At 63.5% G+C, this 26563-nt stretch carries 29 protein-coding genes and 1 pseudogene; 17 read left to right on the top strand and 13 right to left on the bottom strand.

What is annotated here, in order from left to right; translation table 11 throughout:
- Window positions 1-42: 42 nt before the first annotated feature.
- From NKI58_RS17805 to NKI58_RS17795, 3 genes and pseudogenes are all read left to right on the top strand, one after another.
- Window positions 43-571 (top strand): annotated as a pseudogene (locus NKI58_RS17805) (Lrp/AsnC family transcriptional regulator).
- Between the two features lie 140 nt (window positions 572-711).
- The gene (locus NKI58_RS17800; protein WP_352786799.1) at window positions 712-1251 is read left to right on the top strand and encodes a dihydrofolate reductase family protein; all 540 of its coding nucleotides are present in this window, start codon (window positions 712-714) and stop codon (window positions 1249-1251) included.
- 9 nt (window positions 1252-1260) lie between these two features.
- On the top strand, window positions 1261-2178 hold the full coding sequence (locus NKI58_RS17795) for a sigma-70 family RNA polymerase sigma factor (RefSeq protein ID WP_352786798.1): 918 nt from the start codon (window positions 1261-1263) through the stop codon (window positions 2176-2178).
- A 75-nt stretch (window positions 2179-2253) separates the two neighbouring features.
- On the opposite strand, the gene NKI58_RS17790 is transcribed toward NKI58_RS17795, so the two are convergent.
- From NKI58_RS17790 to NKI58_RS17765, 6 genes are read right to left on the bottom strand one after another with little or no spacing between them, the layout of a single operon-like run.
- A complete protein-coding gene (locus NKI58_RS17790) occupies window positions 2254-3513 on the bottom strand; it encodes an ABC transporter substrate-binding protein (RefSeq protein ID WP_352786797.1) in 1260 nt (419 codons plus the stop codon).
- Window positions 3514-3561: 48 nt separating this feature from the next.
- Complete coding sequence (locus NKI58_RS17785) at window positions 3562-3990, bottom strand: DUF4440 domain-containing protein (protein ID WP_352786796.1); 429 nt, start codon at window positions 3988-3990, stop codon at window positions 3562-3564.
- A gap of 8 nt (window positions 3991-3998) precedes the next feature.
- Window positions 3999-5054 (bottom strand): aldo/keto reductase, encoded by a 1056-nt coding sequence (locus NKI58_RS17780; RefSeq protein ID WP_352786795.1) that lies wholly within the window; start codon window positions 5052-5054, stop codon window positions 3999-4001.
- On the bottom strand, window positions 5051-5410 hold the full coding sequence (locus NKI58_RS17775) for a TIGR04076 family protein (RefSeq protein WP_352786794.1): 360 nt from the start codon (window positions 5408-5410) through the stop codon (window positions 5051-5053). The genes NKI58_RS17780 and NKI58_RS17775 overlap by 4 nt, the downstream gene beginning before the upstream one ends.
- On the bottom strand, window positions 5411-5899 hold the full coding sequence (locus tag NKI58_RS17770) for a DUF3830 family protein (protein ID WP_352786793.1): 489 nt from the start codon (window positions 5897-5899) through the stop codon (window positions 5411-5413).
- Window positions 5896-6633: a GntR family transcriptional regulator gene (locus NKI58_RS17765; RefSeq protein WP_352786792.1), complete on the bottom strand. Its 738-nt coding sequence runs from the start codon at window positions 6631-6633 to the stop codon at window positions 5896-5898. The genes NKI58_RS17770 and NKI58_RS17765 overlap by 4 nt, the downstream gene beginning before the upstream one ends.
- Window positions 6634-6759: 126 nt before the next feature.
- Between NKI58_RS17765 and NKI58_RS17760 the strand changes: the two genes are divergently transcribed.
- From NKI58_RS17760 to NKI58_RS17735, 6 genes are all read left to right on the top strand, one after another.
- Complete coding sequence (locus NKI58_RS17760) at window positions 6760-7557, top strand: ABC transporter ATP-binding protein (protein WP_352786791.1); 798 nt, start codon at window positions 6760-6762, stop codon at window positions 7555-7557.
- Window positions 7554-8303 carry an ABC transporter ATP-binding protein gene (locus NKI58_RS17755; RefSeq protein ID WP_352786790.1) on the top strand — a complete coding sequence of 250 codons (750 nt, stop codon included), beginning with the start codon at window positions 7554-7556 and terminating at the stop codon, window positions 8301-8303. Before NKI58_RS17760 ends, NKI58_RS17755 begins: the two co-directional genes overlap by 4 nt.
- Window positions 8300-9208, top strand: a complete 909-nt coding sequence (locus NKI58_RS17750) for a branched-chain amino acid ABC transporter permease (RefSeq protein WP_023676066.1) — start codon at window positions 8300-8302, stop codon at window positions 9206-9208. Before NKI58_RS17755 ends, NKI58_RS17750 begins: the two co-directional genes overlap by 4 nt.
- Window positions 9205-10182 (top strand): branched-chain amino acid ABC transporter permease, encoded by a 978-nt coding sequence (locus tag NKI58_RS17745; RefSeq protein ID WP_352786827.1) that lies wholly within the window; start codon window positions 9205-9207, stop codon window positions 10180-10182. Before NKI58_RS17750 ends, NKI58_RS17745 begins: the two co-directional genes overlap by 4 nt.
- On the top strand, window positions 10179-11477 hold the full coding sequence (locus NKI58_RS17740) for an NAD(P)/FAD-dependent oxidoreductase (protein WP_352786789.1): 1299 nt from the start codon (window positions 10179-10181) through the stop codon (window positions 11475-11477). Before NKI58_RS17745 ends, NKI58_RS17740 begins: the two co-directional genes overlap by 4 nt.
- Before the next feature lie 112 nt (window positions 11478-11589).
- The gene (locus NKI58_RS17735; RefSeq protein ID WP_352452379.1) at window positions 11590-11736 is read left to right on the top strand and encodes a hypothetical protein; all 147 of its coding nucleotides are present in this window, start codon (window positions 11590-11592) and stop codon (window positions 11734-11736) included.
- 51 nt (window positions 11737-11787) lie between these two features.
- Here NKI58_RS17735 and NKI58_RS17730 read toward each other — a convergent pair whose 3' ends face one another.
- From NKI58_RS17730 to NKI58_RS17705, 6 genes are all read right to left on the bottom strand, one after another.
- A complete protein-coding gene (locus tag NKI58_RS17730) occupies window positions 11788-12624 on the bottom strand; it encodes a GNAT family N-acetyltransferase (RefSeq protein ID WP_352575520.1) in 837 nt (278 codons plus the stop codon).
- A 5-nt stretch (window positions 12625-12629) separates the two neighbouring features.
- A complete protein-coding gene (locus NKI58_RS17725) occupies window positions 12630-13370 on the bottom strand; it encodes an aspartate/glutamate racemase family protein (protein WP_023676071.1) in 741 nt (246 codons plus the stop codon).
- A gap of 2 nt (window positions 13371-13372) precedes the next feature.
- Window positions 13373-14191 (bottom strand): ABC transporter permease, encoded by an 819-nt coding sequence (locus tag NKI58_RS17720; protein ID WP_352451583.1) that lies wholly within the window; start codon window positions 14189-14191, stop codon window positions 13373-13375.
- 4 nt (window positions 14192-14195) lie between these two features.
- Window positions 14196-15107 (bottom strand): ABC transporter permease, encoded by a 912-nt coding sequence (locus NKI58_RS17715; protein ID WP_023676073.1) that lies wholly within the window; start codon window positions 15105-15107, stop codon window positions 14196-14198.
- 203 nt (window positions 15108-15310) lie between these two features.
- Entirely contained in the window at window positions 15311-16600 is a 1290-nt protein-coding gene (locus tag NKI58_RS17710; protein WP_023676074.1) for an ABC transporter substrate-binding protein, read from the bottom strand.
- A gap of 36 nt (window positions 16601-16636) precedes the next feature.
- Window positions 16637-17725, bottom strand: coding sequence for an ABC transporter ATP-binding protein (locus tag NKI58_RS17705; protein ID WP_352786787.1), 1089 nt, complete (start codon window positions 17723-17725; stop codon window positions 16637-16639).
- 258 nt (window positions 17726-17983) lie between these two features.
- Between NKI58_RS17705 and NKI58_RS17700 the strand changes: the two genes are divergently transcribed.
- Window positions 17984-18697 carry a GntR family transcriptional regulator gene (locus NKI58_RS17700; RefSeq protein WP_023676076.1) on the top strand — a complete coding sequence of 238 codons (714 nt, stop codon included), beginning with the start codon at window positions 17984-17986 and terminating at the stop codon, window positions 18695-18697.
- An 8-nt stretch (window positions 18698-18705) separates the two neighbouring features.
- Here NKI58_RS17700 and NKI58_RS17695 read toward each other — a convergent pair whose 3' ends face one another.
- The gene (locus tag NKI58_RS17695; protein ID WP_352786786.1) at window positions 18706-19803 is read right to left on the bottom strand and encodes a lactonase family protein; all 1098 of its coding nucleotides are present in this window, start codon (window positions 19801-19803) and stop codon (window positions 18706-18708) included.
- Between the two features lie 190 nt (window positions 19804-19993).
- Between NKI58_RS17695 and NKI58_RS17690 the strand changes: the two genes are divergently transcribed.
- The 7 genes from NKI58_RS17690 to NKI58_RS17660 are packed head-to-tail and all read left to right on the top strand — an operon-like array spanning window position 19994 to window position 26558.
- A complete protein-coding gene (locus tag NKI58_RS17690; protein WP_352786785.1) occupies window positions 19994-20545 on the top strand; it encodes a MaoC family dehydratase in 552 nt (183 codons plus the stop codon).
- Between the two features lie 3 nt (window positions 20546-20548).
- Complete coding sequence (locus NKI58_RS17685; protein ID WP_352786784.1) at window positions 20549-21709, top strand: CaiB/BaiF CoA transferase family protein; 1161 nt, start codon at window positions 20549-20551, stop codon at window positions 21707-21709.
- A 20-nt stretch (window positions 21710-21729) separates the two neighbouring features.
- The gene (locus NKI58_RS17680) at window positions 21730-22872 is read left to right on the top strand and encodes an extracellular solute-binding protein (RefSeq protein WP_352786826.1); all 1143 of its coding nucleotides are present in this window, start codon (window positions 21730-21732) and stop codon (window positions 22870-22872) included.
- A gap of 20 nt (window positions 22873-22892) precedes the next feature.
- Complete coding sequence (locus NKI58_RS17675; RefSeq protein WP_352786783.1) at window positions 22893-24080, top strand: ABC transporter substrate-binding protein; 1188 nt, start codon at window positions 22893-22895, stop codon at window positions 24078-24080.
- Between the two features lie 57 nt (window positions 24081-24137).
- Window positions 24138-24875: an ATP-binding cassette domain-containing protein gene (locus tag NKI58_RS17670; RefSeq protein ID WP_352786782.1), complete on the top strand. Its 738-nt coding sequence runs from the start codon at window positions 24138-24140 to the stop codon at window positions 24873-24875.
- Complete coding sequence (locus NKI58_RS17665) at window positions 24868-25611, top strand: ATP-binding cassette domain-containing protein (RefSeq protein ID WP_352786781.1); 744 nt, start codon at window positions 24868-24870, stop codon at window positions 25609-25611. The genes NKI58_RS17670 and NKI58_RS17665 overlap by 8 nt, the downstream gene beginning before the upstream one ends.
- A complete protein-coding gene (locus NKI58_RS17660; RefSeq protein WP_352786780.1) occupies window positions 25608-26558 on the top strand; it encodes an ABC transporter permease in 951 nt (316 codons plus the stop codon). Before NKI58_RS17665 ends, NKI58_RS17660 begins: the two co-directional genes overlap by 4 nt.
- Window positions 26559-26563: the final 5 nt, after the last annotated feature.

Below are 26563 nucleotides of genomic sequence, written 5' to 3'. Positions count from 1 at the left end.
ATAATGGCCGTATTAAATTCTGCATCAATCGGGAATTTTAATATGGATGAAGAAACAGATGGCATTCCGCAGAACAGGCCCGCCGCCCGCGATATCGATGCAACCGACCGAAAGATATTAGGCGTTCTGGTCGAAGATGCCACGATCAGCTATGCCGAGCTCGGCGACCGCGTCGGCCTTTCACCGCCGGCGGCCCATGAGCGCGTCAAGCGCCTGCGGCGCAGCGGCGCCATCCGCAACACCGCGGTCATCATCGGTGCACAAGCCGCTGCTTGCCTTCGTCCATATCGACACCAAGGGGTGGGGAAAGACGCCAGAGCTGATGGCAATCTCCGAACACCCCGAAGTCGAGGAGATCCATTCGGTGGCCGGCGACACATGCATGCTGATCAAGGTCCGCACCGAGGACACGCGGGCGCTCGAGGGCCTGCTGTCGCGCCTCTACGAAACACCCGGCGTCACCTCGACGCGAAGCTACGTCGTGCTCTCGACTTATCTCGAGCGGCCGGTGCAGCCGGGGATTACGACGGAGTGGCCGACGCCCCGGCACATGGCCAAGCCGCTTTATTAGCTCAAACGGTCCTCACGCGTATCCAAAGTCGAACCGGGAAACGTCTTAGGCACTGCATCCTGTGGTCATCCGTCGGGCCGGTTCGTTTGCGCCGGTTCTTGGATCCGACGGGATGCCTGTTGCGCAACCGGAGACACGCGATGAGAAAATTGATCGTGGGCAGCTTCATTTCGCTGGACGGCGTCATCGAAGCACCAATGGAATGGGCGTCACCGTTCTTCGACGAGGAGATGAAGGAGCATTCATATGAAAAGGCCGGCGAGGCGGATTTTTTCCTGCTCGGCCGCGTCACCTACGAAATGTTTTCGGCGCGTTGGCCGCAGGTCAAAGGCAGCAAGTACATGGACCGCATGAACGGGCTCAAGAAGCTCGTCGCGTCGCGCAGCCTCAAGGCAGTGAGCTGGAACGCATCGCTGATCGAAGGCGACGTCGCTGCCGAAATCGCCAGGATCAAGCAGCAAACCGGCGGCAACATATTGAAGTATGGAGTGAGCAATCTCGACCAGACGCTGCTCGCCAACAGGCTTGTCGACGAGTATCAACTCTCGATCGTGCCGACCCGCGTCGGCCCTGGCAAACGCGCTTTCCAGGATGTTGACCCGTCCTTGGTCAAGCTGGAGCTTATAGATACGCACCGTTTCAAGAACGGGGTCATTACGCTGACCTATGTCCCGATGTGATCGTGTGCCATGAAGATGCAGCCAAGACTTGACCCGACCGGGCTTTTCGACGTCCGCTACGCCGGCTTCCTGGAGACAGTCGCGCATTTGCGTGGACGGCTGCACCGCTACTGTGCACGCATGACCGGTTCAACGCTCGACGCCGAAGACGTGATGCAAGAGGCGCTGTTCGAGGCCTATCGGAAGATCGAGAAGCTGGACGATGCGAGTGCTCTTCGCCCTTGGCTGTTTCGCATTGCGCATAATCGCTGCATCGATTTCCTGCGAAGCCGGCAGGTGGGTCGGCATGCGGAGGCCAATTTCGCCGAAGACGAGATCGTCCTGCCGGTCGAGCCGGCGGGCCAGGGCGCGGATCGCGCGATCGAACGGCTGGTGATCCACCTGCCGCCCAAAGAACGCGCCTGCGTCCTGCTCAAGGACGACTTCGACTATTCGCTGGAAGAGATCGCCGACCTCGTCGGCTCGACTGTGGGCGGCGTCAAGGCTGCGTTGAGCCGTGGCCGTTCGAAATTGGCCGCCTTGTCAGGCGAGCCAATCGTCCGTTCGGAGCCCCAACGCGATCCGGAACTCCTGGAATTGCTCAGCCGCTATGTCGAACTGTTCAACCGCCGCGACTGGGATGGGGTACGGGCGTTGACCAGCGCCGACGCACAATTGCGTGTCGCGGATTGCTTCAAGGGCAGGCTGTCGGAATCACCTTACTTCGTCGAATATGAAAGAGCCTCGGCGACCTGGAAAATGGCGATTGGCGAGATCGATGGCCAGGCGGTGCTGCTCGTGCTCCACCATGGCGAAAACGGTTGGAAGCCGGCCCATCCGGTTCGGATCGAAGCCGCCGGCGGGATCATAAATCGCATCACTGATTACTATGCCTGCCCCTGGATCATGCCGGCGGCTGGTGCGGTAGTCGTTTCCAGGCCGGCCTAACCAGCAGCAGGACATGCAAGTGTCCGGCATCAACCTCAATGGAATGGGATCGATGCCGAACAAGACATAGGCGGCTTACTGAAGCTTCGCCTGCAGGGCGTTGACGTCATCCGTAGTCATTTCGCCGTCGGTCGTCACCTTGCCATCGACGATCCTCCAGAGGCGGAACGGGCCGGTGATGTCGCCGTATTTGTCGAAGGCGACCGGGCCGATGACGCCTTCGTAGCGGATCGGCTTGCCGTCCTTGATCAGGCCGAGCGCCTTGGCGAACTCGTCCTTGCCGGCATAGATCGGCGTGCCGGCCGGGTCGACCGCCTTGTACATCGCCTCCTTGATCTTGGCCGGATCCTCAGAGCCGGCAATCGCGATAGCCAAGCCAACGATGGCGCCGGCATCATAGGACCGATCAGCCGCCGGGTTCGACGGTTCGATGCCCGAAAATTCCTTGTAGTTCTTGGTGAAATACTCGGTCGATGCGGTCGGGCTGGTGCCGGAGGAAGTGCCGTACGCATCCTTCAGGTAATCCGCGCCAACGGATTCGATGAAGTCCGGGCTGTTCATGCCGTCATTGAGCAGGAATTTGTGGACACCGCCCTGCGAAATCCAGGTGCGGGCGATGGTTGCGCCGTCGACAGGCGTGCTGACGAGATAAAGCCCGTCGGGCTCGCCAGCCATCGCCGCCGTCACTTCCGAGGCATAGCTCGACTGCTTTTCATTGTAGGGCGTGTCGGAGACGATGGTGCCGCCGAGTGCCTTATAGGCGCGCGAAAATTCCGCCACCATGTTGACGCCGAAGTCGTTGTTGACGTGGATGACCGACAGCTTCTTGAAGCCTTTGTCGATGGCATATTTGGCGGCAGCGACGCCCTGCAGCGCATCAGATGTGATGGTGCGGAAGAAGATGCCGTTGGTCTTGCCGTCGCGCCCGAGCGCCGTCAGCGTCGGCGACGAGGAAGCAGGCGACACCTGGACTATCTTGGCCGGAGCGGTGACCGAGGTCAGGATCGGGATCGACACAGAGGAGATGATGCCGCCGATGATCACCGGCACCTTCTTGACCTGCACGAGCTGCGTCGCGGCGTCGACCGCAATGTTGCCCTGGCTCTGGCTGTCGCGCGTGTCGGTCGCGAGATCGCAGCCGCGGACGCCGCCCGCATCGTTGATGTCGCGGAAGGCCATCTCGACCGATTTGGCGCCGGCCTGGCCGTACTCGCCGGCCGGGCCTGTCAGTTCCATGACGAGGCCGACGGTGATCTTGCAATCGGCGGCTTGCGCTGCGCCGGCCGCTGTCAGCAGTGCGAGCGCGGTGGTGATCTGAAGTATGGTCTTTTTCATTGTTGTTCCCCTTTCGTTGCACGACTCTCATTGATGTCTTGAGCCTGTTCAGCCTTCCGGCATCTGCAGCCAGGTTTCATGCAGATGTCGCCATTCGACGCCGTTGGGCGCCGATGAACTGGTGGTGAAAACGGCACCCGAGCGGCGGCGGCTATGTTTGCCGGCGCGCTGCTGCGCTTCGATGTAGCTGACGACGATCGTGTCGCCTTGTTGCCAGCCGGGCCGGATTTCCTCGATCGAGATGGTGAAATCGCCGTCACAAGTGGCGCGGCTTGCCCTGACATGGTCGAGCACCGCGTCACGATCGAGGACCTGGCCATCCGGCACAACCATGCAGAAGCCTTCGCCCATGACGCGTTCGAAGCGCCTGAAATCTGAATTGTCCGCACTCGCCGTATTGAACCAGTCGACGAAGAAGCGGTGGAGATCGACCACCTCGGCGCTGGCGCGGGAAAGCAAGGAGGGCTTTTCGTCCATGGCCGCGTTCATTTCCTGCCTGCATTCAAATTGTAATGCATGATCGAGCCGTGGCGGCCGTGACGGTCGCGTTCCAATGTGTAGACGTCGCCCCGCGGCCCACGGCTTTGCGCGATCACGGCAGCGATCCTCGCCCGGTCGTCGGCATCGAGCGCGACGTCCATGATTCTGGCATTGGCAAGGGCGTGCGCCTGGTTGCGGGCGCCGACGATGACGGCCGCCACTTGCGGCTGCTCCAGCACCCAGGCGCTGGCGATGGTGGCGATATCGACGCCGTGGCGGTCGGCGACGGCCTTCAGTGTGCGAAGCAACTCCTGGAAAAGCTCCCAGCCACCAAAGTCGTCAATGATCAGCTTGTATTTGACCAGCGATCGGTTTTCGAGCGGCGTCTGCGGCTCGGCAGCGCCAAGCCATTTTTCGCTGAGGAAGCCGCCCGCCACCGAACCGTAGCAGAGGAAACTGACGCCATGCCGGCTGGCGAGCGCTGCAAGGCTGTTGGCTGGCCGCTGGTCGAGCACCGAGTATTGCAATTGCTGGCTGACCAGCGGCACACCGGCGGCCAGGATCTCGGCCAACCGCGGCGTGTCGAAGTTCGTGGTGCCGATGTTGCGCACCTTGCCTTCCCTGCGGATTTCGTTGAGCCAGCCCATCGCTTCGACGTAGCCGGGCAGCGCATAGTCCCACCAGTGGAACTGCACGAGATCGAGCCGCTCGGTCTTCAGCCGCCGCAGCGACTGCTCGACGATGCCTCTGATGTAGTCGCGACTGATATTGGAAAGCCTTTCCAGGTCAGGCACCAGCTTGGTGTGCACCTTCATTTTGGTGGCAGCGTCGAGGCCACGCTCATTGGCAAGGCGCAGGCGCGCCGCGCCGATCAGCTCTTCGACACCGGTATAGATATCGGCGCAATCATAGGTCCTGATGCCGGCGTCGAAGGTGGCGATCAGGTCGGTTACCGCCTGTTGGCGGTCGATCGCGCCGTGCCCGCCGGCAAGCTGCCAGCCGCCGCGGATAACGCGCGAGATCGTATAGCCGGGGCTGAGCTCGAAAGCCTTGGCGGTCATCTCCGGTCATTCTCCTTCGGCAGCGGCACCGCCGTCGTTTCGGCATGGCTGAACCGCCGCTTGCCGGTCCTGACGATCCGGAGCCGGCTGGCACAATTGGGATCCGGACAAGCGATCTCGGCGTCCGACGTCATCCAGTCGTTCCTGTGGGTCGGGCGCTGCTTTGCGGCCAGAAGCGGCAACACTGCCGCAATGGAATAGATCGAGAAACCTTGCCCCGCCGGCATCGACAGCATCTCGCCCTTCAACTCGAAATAGTCGCCGGCCTTGGCGCCGCAATAGATCGGCCTGCCCTCGGGGACAACCGCCTCGACGCGAAGGTCGAAGAGTTCGAAACTGTCGTCGGTCTCAGCCATTCAGATCTCCACCCGGGTGAAGGTGATGTCGCAGGCACCGTTGCGGCGGATCACGCCACAAGCGGCTGCGAATTTATCGCGATCCTCAGGCACCACCTGCGCGACGACGCTTCCGGCAAGCCAGCCGATCGGGAACAGCAGGCGTGCACCCGCTCCGTAGAACAGGCCGACGTCAAAGATGGCATTCGGGTTGCCGCCCCACATGCGCGGCGGCACGTAGGACAATACGACGTCGCCCGGCTGCGGCGTCAGCGTTGCGTTCTCCGCCGGCAAGGGCCTGGCATAGGTTTGGCCCTCAAGTTCGGCTGATGGAACCGGGCAGGAAATCTCAGGCCCGGTCCACATAGCATGGATGCCTGCAACGACGCGCGGCTGACCGAGATACGCCAGCAGGAAGGCAACGTTGTCGGGCGCCTTTTCAGGCAACAGCAGCGCGGTCACGGAAAGCATCGAGCGTGGCTCGGTGATGTTGATGCCAGGCACCGTCATGCCCTCAATCCTTCCTTGCTTGTGGATTGGAGCTTGTCGCGCAGAAAGGCGAAGGGCCGGCTGATGTCGGCCACCAGAGCCTCACGCGCCGCTTGCGCATCCTGCCTTGAAAGCGCTGCGACGATGCTGCGGTGATAGTGGGCCGTATCGACCTCGCCGGCGTCGGAAAAGGCGTAGATGGCTACGCGGATGCACGGTCCGGATTGCAGCCAGAGGCTCTCGATCATCGGGATCAGCACGGCGGAGCCACAGCATCGGTAGATCTCGAAGTGGAAGCTCTGATTGAGCATCGCCTCCCGGTCGATGTCCTTCTTGTGCTTGAGCGCGCGCATCTCGTCCCATTGCCCCAGCATGGCTTCGACCGAAGCGATCTGGCGCGGGTTCATGCGCGTGGCGGCCAGCGCGATCGCTTCGCCCTCGATCAGAGAGCGGGCGCGCAAGAGGTCATCGATGCGCTCCAGCGTGATCGGCGGCACGCGCACCGAACGGTTGGGAAGCGCCTCCAGTGCCTTCTCGGTGATCAGCCGTCCGAGCGCCTCGCGCACCGGCATGGTGCTGGTGACCAGCGCGTCGGCGAGGCCGCGGATGGTCAGAACCTGGCTCGGCTCGAAAAGGCCGCCGATCAAGGCGCGGCGCAGCTCCGAATAGACGCGATCCTGCACGGTCTCGCGGCCGACGGGCGTAAGCTGGGCTGCGATCATCTCATTGTTCTTTTCGATGGCGGCCTTCTGCATAGGCAATCCCGGTCTTGGCCGTTTTCGGCTTGCGGAAGAAATTAAAGCCGAATAGCGTGATCAAAGCAAGCGTGATCACAAATCAAATCATAGGCGACGAAGATCGCTTTTCGGCCAGAGGAATTGATGAGCGACACGACGGAACGGCAGGAGGAGATCCGTACGCCGGTCCTCACGGCCAGGAACGTCCTCAGACGCTTCGGCGGCCTGGTCGCGGTCAACAATGTCTCGTTCGACGTCCGGCCGGGCGAAATACTTGGCCTTATCGGCCCGAACGGCGCCGGCAAGACCACGATGTTCGACCTGCTCGCCGGCAGCATTCTGCCGACCAGCGGCGAAATCTCCCTCAACGGCGTATCGGTGTCGGGGGAAGCTGCCCATCGCCGCATTGGCCGCGGCCTTGGCCGCACGTTCCAGATCCCCCGGCCCTTGCCTAACCTGACGCTGATCGAAAACGTCATGCTGGCCGCGCAAGGGCAGGCCGGAGAAAAACTGCTCGCCAATTTCCTGACGCCCCGGCGGGTCGCTGCCGAAGAAAGGGCTGCCGAGACAAGAGCCGTCGAACTGCTCGAGCTCGTCACGATCGCTCACCTCGCGCACGAACCTGCGCGCGTGCTTTCAGGCGGCCAGCGCAAGCTGCTCGAACTGGCCCGCGTGATGATGGCCGACCCGGCGATCATCCTGCTCGACGAGCCGGCGGCCGGGGTTAACGCAACCCTGCTCGAGATCATTATCGACCGCATCCGCGACATCAATGCGCGCGGCATCACCTTCCTGCTGATCGAGCACAATATCGACATGGTGACGCGGCTTTGCCACCGCGTGCTGGTCATGGCGAGCGGCCAGCTTCTGTGCGAAGGCACCCCGGAGGAGGTGGCGCGCGACCCGCGCGTCATCGAGGCCTACCTCGGAGGCACGGCATGAGCCAAAAGGTACTCGATGTCCGCGATCTCGAAGCCGGCTACGAGCCTGGCGTTCCGATCGTGCGCGGCGCTTCGATCACCGTCGACCAGGGCGAGATCGTCGTCGTTCTCGGCCCCAACGGCGCCGGCAAGTCGAGCCTTATCAAGGCCATCGCCGGCCTTGTCCCGATCACCGGCGGCACGGTGCTGCTGGACGGCAAGGATATCACGGCGTCGCCCGCTCACATCATGGTCCGCCTTGGCCTTGCCTTCGTGCCACAGACAGAGAACATCTTCCCGCTGATGTCGGTCGAGGACAATCTCAGGGTCGCCTGCGGCATCCTGAGGCCGCGCGAGGTCCCAGCCCGCATCGAGGAAATGTATGCGGCCTTTCCCGATCTCGCCCGTCAGCGCAGAACGGCCGCGGGCAATCTGTCGGGTGGACAGCGGCAGATGCTGGCCGTCGCCCGGGCGTTGATCATCCATCCCAAGGTGCTGGTGCTCGACGAGCCGTCGGCCGGCCTGTCGCCGAAATTCGTGGCGATGGTGTTCGAGATGCTGGCCGGCATCCGAAAGTCCGGCGTCACCATTCTGCTGGTCGAACAGAACGCCAAGGCAGCGCTTGCCATTGGAGACCGCGCCTATGTGCTGGTCGAGGGCAAGGAGCGGCACCAGGGCGTCGCCTCCGAGCTCTGGAACGACCCGGTCGTCGCTGAACTCTATCTTGGCCGGCGCCGCCTCGACCTTGGACAAGGAAGCGCGGCATGAACCTGCAATTCGTCGTCGACGGACTGCTGGCAGGGTCGATGATCGGCCTCGGCGCCATCGGCGTGACACTCACCTATTCGATCCTGCGCTTCTCGAACTTCGCCCATGGCGACTTCATGGCCTGGGGCGCCTATGCGACGCTCGCCGTGGTTGGCGCCATTGGCGCGATTTTCGGCAAGATCGCGCCGATCGCGCCCCTCTCCTTCGGTTGGCCGCTGATCGTCGCGCTCATCATCGGCATGGCGGCCACCGGCCTGCTGGCGCTGGCGCTGGACATGGTGCTGTTCGCGCGGCTGCGGGCCAAGGGCCAGGCGATCATCGTGGTGATGGCGAGCTTCGGCGCCTCGATGGCGCTGAGAAGCCTGCTCGAATTCATCTTCACCTCGCGTCCGACCTATTTCAGCCGGGCGATCCAGATCGCCATGCCGATAGGTTTCGGCATCCGCATCACCCCGGACCAGATCGCGCTGCTGCTGCTGACCGCCGTGCTGGTGCTCGGCGTGCATCTCCTGATGACGCGGACCCAGACCGGCCGCTCGATGCAGGCATTGAGCCAGAACGCGGCACTTGCCCGCATCGTCGGCATCGACGTCGCCAGGGTGGTGCGCGTCACCTGGATCATCGGCGGCGCGCTGGCCTGCGTTGCCGGCGTCATGATCGGCATTCTCATCCAGATCCGCCCGTTCATGGGTTTCGAGATGCTGCTGCCGATGTTCGCGGCCGCCATCCTCGGCGGCATCGGCAGCGTGCCCGGCGCCGTTCTCGGCGGCCTGATCATCGGCATGGCCGAAGCGGCTGCCGTGCAATTGATCGGCGCCGAATGGCGGGCAGCCGTCTCGTTCATCATCCTGATGGCGGTGCTTTTCGTGCGGCCCATCGGCCTTTTCGGAGTGAGGGAACGCTGATGGATCTGCTCGGCTACGGCGCCTTCTTCCTGACCACCGCGCTGATCTTTTCGCTCATCACGCTCGGGCTCAATCTGCAATGGGGGCTGACCGGGCTTTTCAATGTCGGGGTCGCCGGCTTCGTTGCCATCGGCGCCTACACCTCGGCGCTGCTGACCACGCCCGACGATGCCGCGCGCCTGGGCGGCTTCGACCTGCCGATCCTTATCGGCTGGCTTGGCGCCATGCTGTTGGGCGGCGTCGCCGCCGCCATCACCGGCATTGCCACGCTACGTCTGAGATCGAACTATCTGGCGATCACTACTTTCGGCGTCGCCGTCGTCGTGCAACTGGTAGCGCTCAATGCCCAGAAGCTGACCGGCGGGCCGTTCGGCATCGGCTTCATTCCGCGTCCGTTCGGCGGTCTTGCCGAAACGCCGTTGCTGTTCAACCTTTCGAACCTTGCGATCGTCTCGGTGGTGACGCTGACCGTCTATCTCGCGCTGGAGCATCTGTCGCGCAGCCCGTGGGGGCGCGTGTTGAAGGCGCTTCGCGAGGATGAGCGGGCCGCGATATCCCTAGGCAAAAGCGCACGGTTCTACCGCGTCCAGGCCTTTGCCGTCGGTGGCGCCATCATGGCGCTTGCCGGTGCGCTGCAGGCGCATTTCACCGGCTTCATCGCCCCGGACAATTATTTGCCGGCGCTGACTTTCCAGGTCTGGGTGATGCTGATCGTCGGTGGCTCGGGCAGCAACATCGGCGCCGTCATCGGCAGCATCCTGGTCTGGGCGATATGGGCCGGATCGGGAGCCTTGACCAGTACGTTGTTCTCGCCCGAACAACAGGCCCGCGCCGCTTCGCTGCAGATCGTCGCCATCGGCGTGATGCTGTGCGTCATCCTTCTGGTCAGGCCGAACGGCCTGTTTGGCGACAGGCCGCGGCGTCCAAGGTTCGGAAAGCGTGCACGCGTGGCCCCGAGCGAGAGCGGCTCATGAACGCTGTGACCCGGCCGCACGGCGTTTCCCTTTGGCATGCCGTCAGCCGCAGTCGCCGCGACCGGCCCACCCTCGAAGGCGCACTCGATGTCGATCTGGCAATTCTCGGCGGCGGGTTTTCAGGCCTTTCCACCGCGCTGCACAGTGCCGAGAAAGGCATCTCGGTTGCCGTCCTCGAGGCGGAAATCATCGCCTGGGGGGCAACCGGCAGGAATGCCGGCTTCGTCGTGCCGAATTTCGCGAAAAGAGACCCCGACGATATCATTGCCCAGCTCGGGCCCGAACGCGGCGAACGCCTTGTCGATTTCGCCGCCGGCAGCGCCGACCTCGTCTTCGACCTGATCAGGCGGCATGCCATCGAATGCGATGCCGTCCAGAGCGGCTGGATACAACCAGCCCATTCACCGGCCGCTTTGCAAAAGACCAGATCGCGCGCCGAACAATGGGCACCACGCGGAAGGCCGGCCGTTGCGCTGGATAGACAGGCGGTCGAAGAGCTGACCGGCGTTCGCGGTTATCTCGGCGGCTGGATCGACAGATCGGGTGGCGTCCTCAATCCGGTCGAATATGCGCGCGGATTGGCCGACGCGGCGGAAAAGGCCGGAGCGCGCATCTTCGAGCATACGCGTGTCGCGTCGATCGATCACATAGGCGATGGTTGGGCTTTGAAGACGGCCTCCGGTTCGGTACGCGCAGGAAAGGTGCTGGTCGCCACCAACGCCTATGGCGGAGCGCTGGATCGCACGTTGCAGCGAACCTATTTCCCGCTGAAAATCTTCCAGATCGCGACAGCGCCGCTGCCGCGCGAAATACGCACTCGCCTGCTTCCTGGCGGGCAAGGCGTCGGCGACACAAGACGCAATCTCTTCACCTTCCGCTTCGACGGCGAAAACAGGCTGATCACCGGCGGCATGCATGTTTTTGGCCCCGGTGCCGACACGCGGGTGCCGCGGGCGATCTGGCGGCGGCTGGCGAAGCATCTCGATCTCCCGGACATCCCGCCGCTTGAATACAGCTGGTCGGGGATGGCTGCCGTCGAGCCCGACTTCCTGCCGCACCTCGTCGATCTCGGCCCCGGCCTGATTGCGGGCTTTGCCTGCAATGGGCGCGGCATCGCCATGACGACTGCCATGGGCAAGGTGCTTGCCGACTGGGCGAGCGGAACAAAGCCTCAGGATTTGCCGCTGCCGTTTGGACCGCCGTCGCCGATCCCGCTCCACAGTCTGATGCGGCATGCGCCAAACATGCTGCTCCCCTGGAGCATGCTGCGCGACCGGCTGGATGGGGTAGGCTAGCTCGCCCTCGCTGCGCGCGTAGGATACCAAGGCTGATCGACGGCGCGTGTCCGTCCGCCGTCCTGATACCGAACCGCTAGACTCGCTCAAATCATGTTGTTAACGACAGCGGATGAAGCAGAACTATCTTTATCTCATCATCGGCGCTTTGGCCGTCGCCGTTATTGCGTTGGGGATTTACGTTTATCGCGAGGAGACTAGGCCGAAAGGCGTGGAACTTCGCATCGACGATTCCGGCATTTCAGTTCAGGAAAAATAGACCGCGTAGTCCTGTTGCCCGGCTTTGCACTGGAAGTCGGCTTGTACCGCCTCACCCCAACTCCAACGTCGTTATCGCAAAAACTCCGGACTGCTTGAGCTGCGGCGCCTTTCCCTTGTACATCCGAGCCGTCTCGAAGCCCGGTTGAAGGCCTGCGGACGACAGCAAGTCTGCAAATTGCCGGCTGGTTTCGGGAACGTCGAGATGGACGTTTCCGGGACCGGACATGTGCGCGAGCGCGGCGAAGAGATGGCTTGCCGCGTCCAGGCTGTCGGCAAAGAGCGGGCCGATCTTGCAGCCGTCCCGGCATTGGCGCGCGACGCCGTATCCCGCAATGGCGCCGTGCTTGAGGATGGCAAGCGCCATATGCGGCGGGCGCAGCCAGTGTTCCAGGAAGGATCGCCTCGGGCCGGGAAAGAAGCAGCGGTCATAGTCCAGTATGTCCGGCACGAGTTCCGGCCCTATGGCGCGAATGTCGTTGCCGACGGCTGCCGGGACATTCGGTGACCCCATGAACCGGATCGTCCGGTAGGCCGGTGCAAAACCCATGCTGCGGTAGTTGGCCTGCTGTTCGACGACACCGTCGAGGCCGATCGTGCGCTTGCCGAGCCGCGCCGTGCCGGCATCCCAAACGACCTTGCCATGGCCTTGGCCACGCCTGTCCGGCCGGCAGATGTAGAGGCCGATGAAGCCGAAACCGTCGCCATAGGCGACGGCCGAAATGCCGGCCGCCATCTCGCCATCGATAAAGGCGCCGATGAAGCCCTGCGGGTCGGCTGCCTGAAACAGCGCGGCATCGTTAAGGCCGGGATTCCAGCCTTCCGCCGCCGCCCAATCGACAAGGGTTTGCACTTCTTCACGTGCGAGCGTTCGGATCGTTCGGGGCATTGCGATCACTCGGCGGCGCCAGGCGCGAAGGATTTCAACGCGCCATGATAGGACTTTGCCAACGGGCTTGCATAGGCGCCGCGCTTGGATGTCGTCAGGCCAAGGGCGATCAATGCCTCGGCCTGTTTCACGGCAGCGCCCACGCCGTCGATGACCGGAAGCCCGAATTCCCGCTGCAGCGCCGCCGCCAGATCGGCCATGCCGGCACAGCCGAGCACGATCGCCTCGGCGCGATCCTCGTCGATGGCGCGCGCAATCTCGTTGCGCAGCCTGAGCAGTGCGTCGGACGCCGGATCTTCGAGGGCAAGAACCGGGATGTCGGCGGCGCGCACACGCGCGCGCCCTGCCATGCCATAGCGCTGCACCAACCCTTCGACCGGCACGCGCGAACGTCCGGTGGTGGTGACGACGGTGAAGCGCTGGGCGATGAACGAGGCCGTGCTGAGCGATGCCTCGCAAATGCCGATGACCGGAATGTTGGCCATGGCGCGCGCGGCATCGAGGCCGGTGTCGTCGAAACAGGCAATGATCGCGGCTTGCGCGCCCGAGCGTTCGCCGGCGGCGATCTCGACCAGCAGGCCGGGCACGGCAAGTGCTTCATCGTAATAGCCTTCGATCGATACAGGTCCCATCGACGAGGTGACGGCAACGATCTTCGTCGATTGAGCAGCGACCGATCGGGCGGCGACCGCGATAGTATCGGTCATGCTGGCGGTGGTGTTTGGATTGACGACGAGGATCTGCACTGTCAGGCACGCTCGCGGCGGCGGCCGACATAGACGATTGCGCCGAGCGTCAGCAGGATCACCAGGAAGGAAAACACGGTCGTCACGGTGCCCAGCGCATAGAGCACCGGCGTCGTGACATTCGTCGTCATGCCGTAGATTTCGAGCGGCAACGTGTTGAACGTGCCCGAGGTCATCAGCGTGCGGGCGAACTCGTCATATGACAGAGTGAAGCCGAACAGGCCGACGCCGATCAGGCTGGGCGCGATCATCGGCAGCACGACATGGGCAAAGGTCTGCCACGACGATGCTCCGAGATCGCGCGCGGCTTCCTCATAGGCTGGCGAGAACCGGTTGAAGACAGCAAACATGATCAGCACGCCGAAAGGCAAGGTCCAGGTCAGATGGGCGCCGAAAGCGGAGGTGTACCAGGCGGGGCGGAAGCCGATCTGCTGGAAGACGACGCCGATGCCGAGACTGATGATGATCGACGGCACGACCAGGCTGGCGACGGCCAGATAGAACAGTGCGGTTGCGCCGCGAAATTTCTGCCGGAAGGCCAGGCCGGCGAGCAGCGACACGGCGACAGTGACGACCATCACCATCAGGCCAAGGACGAGCGAGCGTTTGAAGCTGCCGCCGAAGTCGCCGACCGCCTGGCGCTCGAACAAATTGGCGAACCAGTGCAGCGACACGCCGTTCAGCGGAAATGTCAGACCGCCGTTCTCGCCCTGGAAAGAGAGGATCAGGATCGCCGAAAGCGGGCCGTAGAGGAACAACACGAAAAGACCGAAGAACGCCGCCAACACATAGAATTCGAGGGTGCGCTTGTCCTGGCTCATCGCCTCACAGCTCCTTGCGGATGTCGACGATGCGCAGGATGCCCGCGACCATCAGCAGCACCAGCACCAAGAGCACGACGGCGTTGGCGGCGGCTGCCGGATATTGCAGCAGCGACATCTGGTTCTTCATCATCAGCGCGACGGAGGCGCTCTGCCCGCCGGACATCACCTGCACCGTCGAGAAGTCGGCCATCACCAGGGTGACGACGAAAATGGTGCCGATCGCCATGCCGGGCTTGGCGAGCGGAATGACGACGTTCCACAGAACCTGCCAGCCGGAAGCGCCGGCGTCGCGCGCGGCTTCTATCAACGACTTGTCGATGCGCATCAGCGTGTTGAAGATCGGCGTCACCATGAACAGCGTATAGAGATGCACCATGGCCAGCACCACGGCGAATTCGGAATAGAGCAGCCATTCGATCGGCTTCGGGATCAGCCCCATTTGCACCAGCGTCGAGTTGACCAGGCCATTGCGGCCAAGCACCGGAATCCACGAGATCATGCGGATGATGTTGGAGGTCAGGAACGGCACCGTGCAGACAAGGAACAGCACCATCTGCATGGCCGTGGTCCTGATATGGAAGGCAAGGAAATAGGCGACCCAGAAACCGATGAACAGCGTCAGCGCCCAGACGATGGCGGCGTATTTCAGCGTATTCAGGTAGGTTTTCCAGGTAACCCAGGAGCCGAGCGTGTCGGAATAATTGGTGGTCAGGAAATCCGGATACATCGCCGCGAAATCGTAATCCCAGAATGAGACCACGGCGATCATCAGAATTGGCAGCAGGAGGAACGCGCCGAGGATCAGGGCAAGTGGTGTTGCCTGGAGATAGGGGACGAGGGCGCCGATCGAGAGCCGGCGGCGTCTGGCGGGTTTGGCGGCGGCGGTGGCGGGGCGTTCGAGCGCGGCTGTCATGAACATCTCGGTATAAGTCAGCGATGCGGCGAAGCCGCCTTTCCTTCTCCCCCTTGTGGGAGAAGGTGGCCGAGCGAAGCTCGGTCGGATGAGGGGTGTTCCAGCTTGGCACCAACAGCGCTCCGGCCGGCACCCCTCAACCGTCTTGGCGCTGCGCGCCAATCCACCTTCTCCCACAAGGGGAGAAGGGGAAGACGTTGTACCTACGCAGCGATGAACTCGTTCCAGCGCTTCACCATGTAGCGGTCTTCGTCCATGACCGAGTTCCAGCAGGCGACCTTGCCCATGCGCTCTTCGAAAGAGCCGCCGTCACGCACGGCGCCAGCCTTTTCCATGACCTTGCCGTCCGGCGACAGGATATCGCCCTTTGCCGGCTTGCCTTCGATCCAGTAGCCCCACTCGTCCTCGGACATGAACTTCTTGGCCGACACCATGTTGGCCGAGTAATAGCCCTGGCGGTTGAGATAGCCGCCAACCCAGCCGGACGTGTACCAGTTGATGTATTCATAGGCGGCATCGAGTTCGGCGCCGGAGAGATGGGCTGCCAGGCCAAGCCCGCCACCCCAGGACCGGTAGCCTTCCTTGAGCGGCTGGAACCGGCACGCGATGCCCTTGGAGCGGACCGCGGCCACGGCCGGCGACCACATCGACTGGATCACCACTTCGCCCGAAGCCATCAGGTTGACGCTCTCGTCGAAGGATTTCCAGAAGGCGCGGAACTGGCCGGCTTGCTTGGCCTTGATCAGGAAGTCGATCGTCTTGTCGATCTCCTCCTTGGTCATGTTGCCCTTGTCGGCGTATTTGATGTTGCCGGTGGCTTCCATGATCATCGCCGCATCCATGATGCCGATCGACGGGATGTTGAGGATGGCGGTCTTGCCCTTGAAGGCCGGATCCATGATGTCGGCCCAGGTGGTGATATCGCGGCCGACGAGGTCGGGGCGGATGCCGAGCGTATCGGCATTGTAGATCGTCGGCACCATGGTGAACCAGTTGGTCGGCGCCTTGGCGAAGACCTTGCTGTCCTGCGCCTCGACGTAACCGACCGTGTGCGGCGCGGTGCCCTGGGCGATAACGCTGTCCGGCGCCAGCTTGCCGGTTTTGAACAGCGGCACCAGCTCGTCGTAATATTTCAGCTTGGTGACATCCATCGGCTGCAGGACGCCTGTCGGGAACACCTTCTTGCAGATCCAGTATTCGATGTCGGCGATGTCGTAGCTGTCGGGCTGCGTCACGGCGCGCTGTGCGGCGGCGTCGGAATCGGTTGCTGTCATCTCCAGCGTGATGCCGAGATCGGCCTTGCACTTGTCGGCGATGGCATTGAGGTTGGATACGCCGGTGCCGAACTGGCGCAGCGTGATGTTCGATTGCGCCCAGATGGTCGGAAAGCCAGATATGGCGCCGGAACCGGCGGCGAAACCGACGGCGGCGGCACCTGTCTTGAGCAGCGAACGTCGCGATATTCCAGTCTTCTTGTCGGTGGTGTTGGTCATGTTCAGTTCCCCTGTTTTGATTGGTTATGCTGGATTTCAGGAATCGAGACGACCAAGGACGATCGCGTCCTCGGCGTCCCAGGCGATCGGCACTGCGTCGCCGACGGCAACCGGGCTGGCGAAGAAGCTGGTGTCGTCGACGATTACGGTGAAATCCTCGATGCCGGCGCCATTGACCGAGAGCTTCACGGTCGAACCGCGGTACTCGACGTTTGAAACGATGCCGGTGAAGCCGAGCCCGGCTGCCGGCGGCTCGCCGATGCGCACGTGGTCGGTGCGAATGGCGATGTCGATGGGTTCCCCGGTCTCCCTGCCCTGCCCGCTGGCCGCGAGCGCGACGCCGCCTGGCACGTCGAAAACGACCATGCCGTCGCGACTGCCGGCGACGCGCCCGGAGATGACATTGTGGTCGCCCATGAAACGAGCGACGAAGGCCGTGGCCGGCCGCTCGAACACCGTGCGAGGGTGCGCCGCCTGCTCGATACGGCCATCGTTCATCACCACGATCAGGTCGGCCAGCGCCATCGCCTCTTCCTGGCTGTGGGTGACGTGGACGAAAGTGATGCCGAGCGACGTCTGCAGCTTCTTCAGTTCGGCTCGCATGCGGATCTTCAGGAAAGGATCGAGCGCCGAAAGCGGTTCGTCGAGCAACAGCGCCTCGGGGTCGGTGATCAATGCGCGCGCAAGAGCAACGCGCTGCTGCTGCCCGCCGGAAAGCTGCGCCGGGCGGCGGCTGGCATAGGCCTCCATCTGCATCAGCTTCAGCATGTCGAGTGCCTTGGCGCGGCGCTCCTCCTTGCCGACGCCTTTCATCTTCAGGCTGAAGGCGACATTGTCGATCAGGTCGAGATGCGGAAACAGTGCGTAGGACTGGAACATCATGGCAGTGCCGCGCCTGGCCGGCGGCAGGTCGGTGACCACTGTGTTGCCGAGACGCACGTCGCCACTCGATATGCTCTCGTGCCCGGCGATCATGCGCAGCGTCGAGGTCTTGCCACAGCCGGACGGACCGAGCAGGCAGCAATAGGTACCCGCAGGGATTTTCAGGCTGATGCCTTCGACGGCAGTCGTCGCGCCATAGACTTTCGAAACGGACACAATGTCGATTTCGGCGGCTTTGGACATCCAGCTTCCCCTTTGGTCGGATTAGCCAAAGCATCATGCGTGCCAGTTGCGCGCCGCCGCACCAACCGACTGAATCCTCGAAGAAATCAGGGCCGCCTCTATATAGCTGCCGATACGTCGCCCTTGTGCAATGCACAAATTATAGGCGATTGCCGCCGATCTTCGCAAAGATCGTATGCAATCTTTTTCATCTCTGTATTCACTTTGTCTCTCGTCCAAGCGATGCGATTCAGGGTAGAAGAACGCAGGACCACTGCCATGAACATTGCCGACCAGACCTTCCCTGCTATCGAGGCCGCCAACGAGGATCGCGCGCAGGCGATCCGCGACCAGTTGCGCGACGCGATCGTCGATCGCCGGCTAGCGCCGGGAACAAAGCTATCCGAAGGCGAAGTCGGCACGCTGTTCGATGTCAGCCGCACCGTGGCGCGTGCGGCACTGCAGATGCTTTCCTTCGAGGGATTGGTGCGCACCGAGCGCAATCGCGGCGCCTTCGTCGCCAATCCGTCGCCGGAGGAAGCGCGGCAGGTTTTTGCTTCGCGCCGGCTCATCGAACCAGGCATCGCGATTGCCGCCGCCGGACGGATGACGCCGGCGCATGTCGCCGCGTTCAAGGCCCAGCTCGACGAAGAAGGCCGTTTCATCGCCGAACGCGGACCGAACGCAAGGCGATCGGAGATCAAGGCGTCGGGGGATTTTCACCTGCTTCTGGCGTCGGTCGCGGGAAACGTCATCCTGCAGCGCTTCATGGAGGAATTGGTCGCTCGTTCATCGCTGGTGATCGCACTCTATGGCCGCTCGGGCATCTCGAGCTGCGGCCACAACGAACACACGCAGATCCTCGAGGCGCTGGAAAATGGCAATGCCGAACGCGCCAGCGCGCTGATGCTGCACCACATCGACCATATCGAGGCCGACCTCGATTTGCGCGTCAGGAGCGGCCCGGCACTCAGGCAGGCGCTCGAGTTCTGAGATCGCGCTCAACGCACGATCCTCACACACATCGGCGTGCCAATATCGATGGATCGGCCGGTGTCGGTCAGCCGGCCGGTTGCGGCATCACGGGCGAAAATCGAGATGCGGTCGGCATTCTGGTTGGCCGAGAACAGATGGCCGCCCGAGGGCGTCAGTGCCAGATTGCGCGGCGTGGCGCCGCCGCAAGGCGTATAGCCCACAAGGGCAAGCCTGCCGGTTTGCTGGTCGATCGAAAACACCACTATGCTGTCATGGCCGCGGTTGGAGCCGTAGAGAAAGCGGCCGTCAGGCGAGATCTGGATGTCGGCGCAGTGATTGCCGTCGCGCGCCTCGGGCGGCACGGCCGGCTTGCTGTCGATCACCGTAAGCTTGCCTGATGCTTCGTCCAGCGCCAGCGAGACAACCGTCGAATCCAGCTCGTTCATGACGAACACGAAGCGACCGCCCGGATGCAGTGCGAGATGGCGCGGACCCGCGCCTGGCGCAAGCGCCGACTCGGCGAGCTTCGTCAGGCTGCCGTCTGAGCCGGTGCGATAGGACACCAGCCGGTCGATGCCGAGGTCAGCGACGATCGCCATGCCGCCGGCAACCGTCTCGGTTACGCTATGGGCATGCGGCCGCTCCTGGCGGGCCGGATCTGGTCCGGTCCCGCTATGGGCAACGCTCGACAACGGCGCTGTCAGGCCGCCATTCTCACCCAACCCATAGACCACGACCGAGCGATCGGGGCCGCCCTCGCCCATGCCGTAATTGGCGACCAGCAGCTTCGTCCGGTCCCGCGTGATGGTGTTGTGCGCCGTGATGCTGCCCAGCGTCGGCTGCTTGTTGATGTAGGACAGCGTGGCGGTCTGCCTGTCGAAACGGTAGGCCGAGACCACCCCTTCGCGCCAGGTGAACACTTCTGAGTTGGCATAGATGTGGGAGCCGTCCGGCGTCACCGACAGGAAGGTGGGATTGTCGATGTCTCCCGTCTCGGCCAGTTTCTTCGTCTGCAGCGTCCCTTCGTCGAAACTGTAGACACCCAGCCCGATGCCGCGCGCGCCCTGAAAATACGGGGCGTCGCGATTGAGGCTGCCGACGAAAACCAGACAGGCATTCTGCATCACTTCCTCCCTTGTTCCGCCGGCATTGGCCCCGACGGAGCAGGCAAAATTTGGCCGAGACTCGCTTGCAACACAACCCCATATGTGAAAATACTATTCACAAAAGAAGATTGACGGGAGGATCGATTATGCATTTCGCCGGTCTGCGGCGCGCCCTGATGGACGATTCCCGCTCCCAGAGGAAGTCGTCATGAGCGGTTTCGCGCCAACCGTGGGCGTGGCATCGACACACCCCGCCAACATGCGTAGGGATCACGCCGACCTTCCCGTCTGGAACGCGGAGAACTGGTTCTACGAAGACTGGCCGGTCGGCCAGAAGATCCGCTCGCTGCGCCGGACCATTGCCGAGGGCGACAGCCATCTCTTCAACACGCTTGTGCTCGACATCCATCCATACGTGCAGGACCAGATGTTCGCCGAGACGCAAGGCATTTTCGGCAAGCGGCTGGTGGCAGGGGCCTTCGTGTTCTCGGCCGGGCTCGGTCTCGTCGCCACCAATTGCATCAACGCCTTTTCGTATGGCTACGACAAATTGCGCTTCATCAAGCCGGTGTTCATAGGCGACACGATCTATTCGATCCGCTCCAACATCGACAAGAAGCCAAAATACAAGGAAATGGGGCTGATCCGCGCCAGCTATGAAGTCTTCAAGGGTGAAGGCGAGCTCGTGCTTTATTGCGAGCACCTGCAGACGGTGAAGTACCGCAATCCGGCCGATTTCGCCGGCAAGACGGAGAAATAGGCAATGGCTGCCATTGCCGAACTGCCGCTGACCGGGCTCATCGTTGTCGATATGAGCCAGTTCTTGTCCGGACCTTACTGCTCGCTGCGACTGCTCGACCTCGGCGCTCGCGTCATCAAGATCGAACGGCCGGACGGCGGCGATCTGTCGCGCCGGCTCTATCTCAGCGACACCGAGATCGGCGGCGATTCCACCATTTTCCATGCGATCAACCGCGCCAAGGAAAGCCTTGCCATCGACTTGAAGGACGAGGCCGACCTTGCGGCGCTGCGCGGCCTGCTGGCCAGGGCCGACGTGCTGATCCAGAATTTCAGGCCCGGCGTCATCGAACGCCTGGGCTTCGATTACGAGGCGGTGCGCAAGATCAATCCGCGCCTGGTCTATGCCTCGATCAGCGGCTATGGCGAGGAAGGTCCGTGGGTCAAGCGGCCCGGGCAGGATCTGCTGGCGCAGGCCCGCTCCGGCGTGATGTGGCTGAACGGCGACGAGGACCAGGGGCCGGTGCCCTTCGGCCTGGCGATCGCCGACATGCTGGCGGGTTCCGCCGCCGCGCAAGGCATCCTCGCCGCACTGGTGCGGCGCGGCGTGACCGGCAAGGGCAGCCATGTCGAGACCAGCCTGCTCGAAGCACTGGTCGACTTCCAGTTCGAGGTGCTGACCACGCATCTCAATGACGGGCGCCGGCTGCCGCGGCGGTCGAGCTTCCGCAGCGCGCACGCCTATCTCTCGGCGCCCTACGGCGTCTATCCGGCCAAGGACGGCTATCTGGCGATCGCCATGACGCCGATCTCGAAACTCGCCGATCTCCTCGGGCTCGAGGAGCTTGCGCCCTATCGCGACCAGCCGTCGACCTGGTTCACCGCCCGGGACGAGATCAAGGCGATCATCGCGCAAAAGATCGCAACGAAGACGGTCGACGAATGGCTTGCCATTCTCGAGCCTGCCGACATCTGGTGCGCCAAGGTTTTGAGCTGGCCGGAAATGATGGCCAGCGAAGGCTTCCAGGTCCTCGACATGCTGCAGACGGTGACGCGCGAGGATGATGTTTCGATCCTCACCACGCGCTCGCCGCTCAGGGTAGACGGCATCCGCGCGAAGGTCGAGCGGGCCGCGCCACGCATCGGCGAGCACAGCGCAAAAATCCGCGCGGAGTTCGGGCTGTGAGCGACGTCACGCTCAAAGGCATGACCTGGAGCCATCCGCGCGGCTATGACCCGATGGTCGCCTGTTCGGCAGTGTGGACGGAACGCACCGGCGTCGCCGTTGAATGGGACAAGCGCTCGCTGCAGGATTTCGAATCCTTCCCGGTCGAGGAACTGGCTCGTGCCTACGACCTGATCGTCGTCGACCATCCGCATGTCGGCCAGATCACCGCCGAGAACTGCCTGGCGCCGCTCGATGTCGCCGGCCGGGAAGCCGAACGTGCAGCACTTGCGGCGGGCAGTGTCGGCCGGTCCTTTCCGAGCTACAACTGGCAAGGCCGGCAGTGGGCGTTTCCGATCGACGCGGCCAGCCAGGTGCAGGCATGGCGGCCCGACATGCTTTCGGCTGCGCCGGCGAGGTGGGCCGATGCCCTCGATCTGGCCCGGCAAGGCCACGTGCTGTTGCCGCTCAGGCCGCCGCATTCGCTGATGGTGTTCTACACGCTTGCCGGCAATCTCGGCCGACCCGCCGGTGAAGGCCCTGGCGACCATGTGGATCCGGCAGCGGGCAAGCAGGTCTTCGAGATGATGCGCGAGATCGCAGCCCTCGTCGACCCGGCCTGTCTTGGCATGGATCCGATCGCGGTTCTGGAGCAAATGGCCGGATCCGGCTCGCGGATCGCCTGCGCACCGCTGATCTATGGCTATGTCTCCTATGCCATCGCCGGGTTTCGACCCAACCGCCTGGCTTTCGCGGATATCCCGGCCGCTGGCAATGCCGGCCCCAAAGGCTCGGCGCTCGGCGGGACCGGCATCGCCGTGTCGGCCTTCTCGAAGGCCGGACAGGAAGCAATCGACTTCGCCTACTGGATCGCCAGCGGCGACGTGCAGCGTGGCCCCTACGCCTCGGCCGGCGGCCAGCCCGGCCACGCCGCGGCCTGGGCGGATGCCGCCGTCAATGCCGCCGCCGGCAATTTCTACAAGGACACCCGGGCCACGCTCGAAGGTGCCTGGGTGAGGCCGCGGCATGATGGCTACATGGCCTTCCAGCAGGCGGCGTCCGATCGCATCAATCTCGGCCTGAGCGAAAGGCACAATGCCGCTCGCGTCGTTGCCGGTCTCAATCGCCTGTTTCGGGAGAGCCTTTCGACGCAGGTGTCCGGCGTTGCCGGCGGAGGAGCCTGAACAACCGAACGGAGGAGAACATGAACAGCCTGATCCGCGGCCTTATGGCCGCAACCGCACTTGCATCGGTCACGACCATAGCCTGCGCTCAAGACGTTTCGGGCGTGATTGCTGGATTGCCGACCGAACTGAAGGCACAATATGACGGCGCGCCGCAAAAGGTGCTGCCGTCGGCCTGGGATAATTTCACGCCGGCGCCAAAGCCGTGGAAATGGTGCCACTCCGAGTCCTACCAGGGCAATCCGTGGCGCGTCACCGTCACCAAGGAGTTGAAGCGGCTGGTCGACGGCCTGATCGCCGACGGCACCGTGGCGAGCTTCGAGGTATCGGATTCCAACAACGACGCCAGTCAGCAGATCAACCAGATCCGCGCCTTCATCGACAAGAAATGCTCGATCATCACCTCGATCCCCGGCTCGGCGACGGCGCTGGACGATGCCATCGATGCCGCAGCCAAAGCCGGCATCCCCTTCATCACGGCAGCTGGGTCGGTGACCAGCCCGAATGCGATCAACGTCGATTCCAATTATGCGCGCTGGGGCTACGACATGATGACCGCGATCGGCAAAGCAATGCCGGACGGCGGCAGCGTGCTTCTGGTCGAAGGCATTGCCGGTCACCCGATCGTCGTGCAGGAGCGCCAGGGCGGCGACAAGGCGCTGGCCGAAAATTCAAAGCTCAAGGTCTCGCGCAGCGTCAACGGCAACTGGACGGCCAACGTCACCAAGACAGCGGTGCTGCAGGCAATCGCCACCAATCCGGCGCCGATCGATGCAGTGTGGACGACGGGCAGCGAAAGCCGCGTCGTCGCCGAGGCCTTTGCCGAGGCCGGCCGCCCTGCCCCGCTGATCACCGGCTCGATCACCGGCGATGCGCTCGGCTACTGGAAGGCCAATCCCGACAAATACCGGTTCGAAGGCCATGCGGTTCTGCCGCACTGGACGGCCGAGACGCTGTTTCGTGTCGGGGCGCGCATGCTGGATGGGCAGAAGCCGAAGCTCAACACGCTGCTGATCCCGATTCCGCCGGTGCACAATGCCGACCTCGGCGCCTGGTACAAGGACTGCATGACGCCGGACGCCGTCTCGATCTTCCCGGTCCCGCCGAAGGATCCGATGCCGGAGGAATGGCTCGATGCCTACTTCGCCAATCCGGCACCGACCAAGGGCTGGGATTATTCGAAGGTGCCGGACGCCTGCGCCAAGTAGCATTTATGCGGGCCGGCTCCGCACCAGCGGTGCCGGCTTTCTCGATCAGGATTGCTCATGCTGGAAGTCCAGGCCATCTCGAAACGCTACGGCGAAACGATTGCGCTGGCCAATGCCTCCATCGCATTCCGCGCCGGCACGATCCACACCATCCTGGGCGAGAACGGTTCGGGCAAGAGCACCCTGGTCAAGCTGCTGTCGGGGATCGTCCAGCCGGACAGCGGCGCGATCCTGCTCGACGGAGCGCCCTTTACCGGCCTCTCGCCGGCGGCGTTCCAGACCGCCGGGTTGGCCACCGTGTTCCAGGAAGTGCTGATCGCGCCTGACCGTTCGGTGACCGACAACATCCTGCTCGGCCTCGACGGCTTGCTGACGCGCACCGTGCCGCGCGCCGAGCGGCGGCAGCGCGCACAAGCGGTGCTGAAGCGCTTCGCGGTGACCGAGATCCCGCTCGACCAGTTGGCGGGGCAATTGCCGCTTGCGGTTCAGCAATTGGTAGTGCTCGCCCGCGCCGTGGTGCGCAACCCGCGCATTCTCATCCTTGACGAGGTTACAGCGGCGCTCGACTTTGCCGATCGCGAGGCGGTCTTTGCCATGATGCGCAAGCTTGCCTCCGAAGGCTGCCTGATCCTGTTCATCACCCATCGCATGGACGAGGTGATGTCGCTTTCGGACCGGATTTCCGTGCTGCGCGGCGGCAGCGTGGTGACGACTGAGGAACGCGGCACGTCCACCGCATCCGAACTTCTCAGAGCGATGGCGCCACGCACGGCGGCGGAGCTGGCGCATGGCTGATCGCGCCAGCCTTTCGGTGCGTGGCCTGGTGATCGCGCCGGGCGCAAGCCCCATGACGCAAACCATTGCGCCGGGCGAGATCGTCGGCCTTGCCGGCCTCGACGGCCACGGACAGGAGCGGTTCCTGAAAGTGCTGGCCGGCCTGGAACGCCCGGCCGGCGGCGAGGTGACCGTCGAGGCGCCAACCGGAGCGCGCGCGATCACCAATTTCCGCAAGGCGGTCGCCGGCGGCATCGCCTATTTGCCGCGCGACCGGCGCACCACCGGCATTTTTCCGACCCAATCGGTGCTCGACAATTTTGCCGTCTCGACGCTGTCGCGCGATATGCGTTTCGGCCTGCTCAGCTTCGCCGCGCGGCGGCAGCGCTATGAGAGCTACCGGGACAGACTGTCGATCATCGCGCCACGGCCGGACGCCCCGATCACCACGCTTTCCGGCGGCAATCAGCAGAAGGTGCTGCTGGCCCGCGCATTGGCGCTGGAACCGGCGATCCTGCTCCTCAACGACCCTACCCGCGGCGTCGACGTGGCAACGCGCCACGTCCTTTATGACGTGTTCCGCAGGCTTGCGGCGGACGGCATGGCGCTGGTCATCCTATCGAGCGAGATCGAGGAGATCCTGCTGCTTTGCCATCGCGTGCTGGTGTTCCGCGAACGGCAGGTGGCGGCTGAAATCACCGGAGACGAGATGAAAAGCGATACGGTGATCGCCGCCATGTTCGGGCGCGCGGCATGAGCGGGTTGCGGCGCATGGCGGCGCGATGGCGCGGCGCCGGCTTTGCGGCAGTGCTGTTGGTGATCCTGATCGCGGTCAATCTGCTGCTCAATCCGGCGCGCTTCCATCCTGCCGCCTGGGGCGCGCTGATCGGGCTCGCCGCGCCGCTGATCGGCGCAGCGCTCGCCTCGGCTCCAGTGATCCTCGCCGGGCGCGGCGGCATCGACATTTCCGTCGGGCCATTGATGGGCTTCGTCAATGCGATGGTGATCCAGCTGCTGTTCCTCAGGCTTGGCATATCTTCGCCGCTGGTCATCGTGCCGGCGGCGCTTCTGATCGGCGCGATCGTCGGCGCTGCCAACGGCTTTCTGGCGACCATCGTCCGCATCCAGCCGATCGTTGCGACGCTCGGCACCTATCTGATCCTCACCGGCATGACGCTGACCGTCCTGCCGGCGCCGGTCGGGCCGGCGCCGGGCTGGCTGAAGGCAATGGCCGGACCCTGGTCGGCGCTGCCGCTGGCGCTGATCTTGCTGTTCTGGTGGCTGGTGCGACAGACGCCTTATTACGACCAGCTGATGGCGGTGGGCAGCGACGACCGCGCCGCCTACACGGCCGGCATTCCGGTGACGAAAGTGCGTTTCATCGCCTATGTCATGACCGGCATACTTGCCGCCTGTGCCGGCCTGATGCTGACCGCGCTGATCGGTTCGGCCGACCCTAATATCGGGCCAACCTACACGCTGATCGCGATTGCCGCGGTGGCGCTCGGCGGCGTCAGCCTTGCCGGCGGGCGCGGCGGGCTCGCCGGCGCCGCCATCGGCGCTGTCGACATCTTCCTGCTGCAGAGCGTGCTGACCGCCTTCAACGTCTCCACCTATGTGCTGCAGATCGCCTATGGCGCGATCCTGGTTGTGGCCGTCATCATGACGGCGCTGCAGGAGCGGCTCTCGGGAGGGAAAGGCTGAGAAGC

The organism is Mesorhizobium sp. M0522 (genome assembly GCF_040321085.1).
GTDB lineage: Bacteria > Pseudomonadota > Alphaproteobacteria > Rhizobiales > Rhizobiaceae > Mesorhizobium.
The sequence above is the reverse complement of the archived record's forward strand: the minus strand, read 5'-3'. Positions and strand labels throughout refer to the sequence as shown.

What these genes read in the sequence shown, in the direction of transcription:
- NKI58_RS17715 (WP_023676073.1), bottom strand. Translation starts at nt 15,107, where the DNA reads ATGACAGCCGCGCTCGAACGCCCCGCCACCGCCGCCGCCAAACCCGCC.
- NKI58_RS17780 (WP_352786795.1), bottom strand. Translation starts at nt 5,054, where the DNA reads ATGACCGCCAAGGCTTTCGAGCTCAGCCCCGGCTATACGATCTCGCGC.
- NKI58_RS17765 (WP_352786792.1), bottom strand. Translation starts at nt 6,633, where the DNA reads ATGCAGAAGGCCGCCATCGAAAAGAACAATGAGATGATCGCAGCCCAG.
- NKI58_RS17755 (WP_352786790.1), top strand. Translation starts at nt 7,554, where the DNA reads ATGAGCCAAAAGGTACTCGATGTCCGCGATCTCGAAGCCGGCTACGAG.
- NKI58_RS17760 (WP_352786791.1), top strand. Translation starts at nt 6,760, where the DNA reads ATGAGCGACACGACGGAACGGCAGGAGGAGATCCGTACGCCGGTCCTC.
- NKI58_RS17795 (WP_352786798.1), top strand. Translation starts at nt 1,261, where the DNA reads ATGAAGATGCAGCCAAGACTTGACCCGACCGGGCTTTTCGACGTCCGC.
- NKI58_RS17750 (WP_023676066.1), top strand. Translation starts at nt 8,300, where the DNA reads ATGAACCTGCAATTCGTCGTCGACGGACTGCTGGCAGGGTCGATGATC.
- NKI58_RS17670 (WP_352786782.1), top strand. Translation starts at nt 24,138, where the DNA reads ATGCTGGAAGTCCAGGCCATCTCGAAACGCTACGGCGAAACGATTGCG.
- NKI58_RS17705 (WP_352786787.1), bottom strand. Translation starts at nt 17,725, where the DNA reads ATGTCCAAAGCCGCCGAAATCGACATTGTGTCCGTTTCGAAAGTCTAT.
- NKI58_RS17730 (WP_352575520.1), bottom strand. Translation starts at nt 12,624, where the DNA reads ATGCCCCGAACGATCCGAACGCTCGCACGTGAAGAAGTGCAAACCCTT.
- NKI58_RS17735 (WP_352452379.1), top strand. Translation starts at nt 11,590, where the DNA reads ATGAAGCAGAACTATCTTTATCTCATCATCGGCGCTTTGGCCGTCGCC.
- NKI58_RS17775 (WP_352786794.1), bottom strand. Translation starts at nt 5,410, where the DNA reads ATGGCTGAGACCGACGACAGTTTCGAACTCTTCGACCTTCGCGTCGAG.
- NKI58_RS17690 (WP_352786785.1), top strand. Translation starts at nt 19,994, where the DNA reads ATGAGCGGTTTCGCGCCAACCGTGGGCGTGGCATCGACACACCCCGCC.
- NKI58_RS17695 (WP_352786786.1), bottom strand. Translation starts at nt 19,803, where the DNA reads ATGCAGAATGCCTGTCTGGTTTTCGTCGGCAGCCTCAATCGCGACGCC.
- NKI58_RS17800 (WP_352786799.1), top strand. Translation starts at nt 712, where the DNA reads ATGAGAAAATTGATCGTGGGCAGCTTCATTTCGCTGGACGGCGTCATC.
- NKI58_RS17720 (WP_352451583.1), bottom strand. Translation starts at nt 14,191, where the DNA reads ATGAGCCAGGACAAGCGCACCCTCGAATTCTATGTGTTGGCGGCGTTC.
- NKI58_RS17660 (WP_352786780.1), top strand. Translation starts at nt 25,608, where the DNA reads ATGAGCGGGTTGCGGCGCATGGCGGCGCGATGGCGCGGCGCCGGCTTT.
- NKI58_RS17675 (WP_352786783.1), top strand. Translation starts at nt 22,893, where the DNA reads ATGAACAGCCTGATCCGCGGCCTTATGGCCGCAACCGCACTTGCATCG.
- NKI58_RS17685 (WP_352786784.1), top strand. Translation starts at nt 20,549, where the DNA reads ATGGCTGCCATTGCCGAACTGCCGCTGACCGGGCTCATCGTTGTCGAT.
- NKI58_RS17785 (WP_352786796.1), bottom strand. Translation starts at nt 3,990, where the DNA reads ATGGACGAAAAGCCCTCCTTGCTTTCCCGCGCCAGCGCCGAGGTGGTC.
- NKI58_RS17790 (WP_352786797.1), bottom strand. Translation starts at nt 3,513, where the DNA reads ATGAAAAAGACCATACTTCAGATCACCACCGCGCTCGCACTGCTGACA.
- NKI58_RS17680 (WP_352786826.1), top strand. Translation starts at nt 21,730, where the DNA reads ATGACCTGGAGCCATCCGCGCGGCTATGACCCGATGGTCGCCTGTTCG.
- NKI58_RS17665 (WP_352786781.1), top strand. Translation starts at nt 24,868, where the DNA reads ATGGCTGATCGCGCCAGCCTTTCGGTGCGTGGCCTGGTGATCGCGCCG.
- NKI58_RS17710 (WP_023676074.1), bottom strand. Translation starts at nt 16,600, where the DNA reads ATGACCAACACCACCGACAAGAAGACTGGAATATCGCGACGTTCGCTG.
- NKI58_RS17700 (WP_023676076.1), top strand. Translation starts at nt 17,984, where the DNA reads ATGAACATTGCCGACCAGACCTTCCCTGCTATCGAGGCCGCCAACGAG.
- NKI58_RS17740 (WP_352786789.1), top strand. Translation starts at nt 10,179, where the DNA reads ATGAACGCTGTGACCCGGCCGCACGGCGTTTCCCTTTGGCATGCCGTC.
- NKI58_RS17770 (WP_352786793.1), bottom strand. Translation starts at nt 5,899, where the DNA reads ATGACGGTGCCTGGCATCAACATCACCGAGCCACGCTCGATGCTTTCC.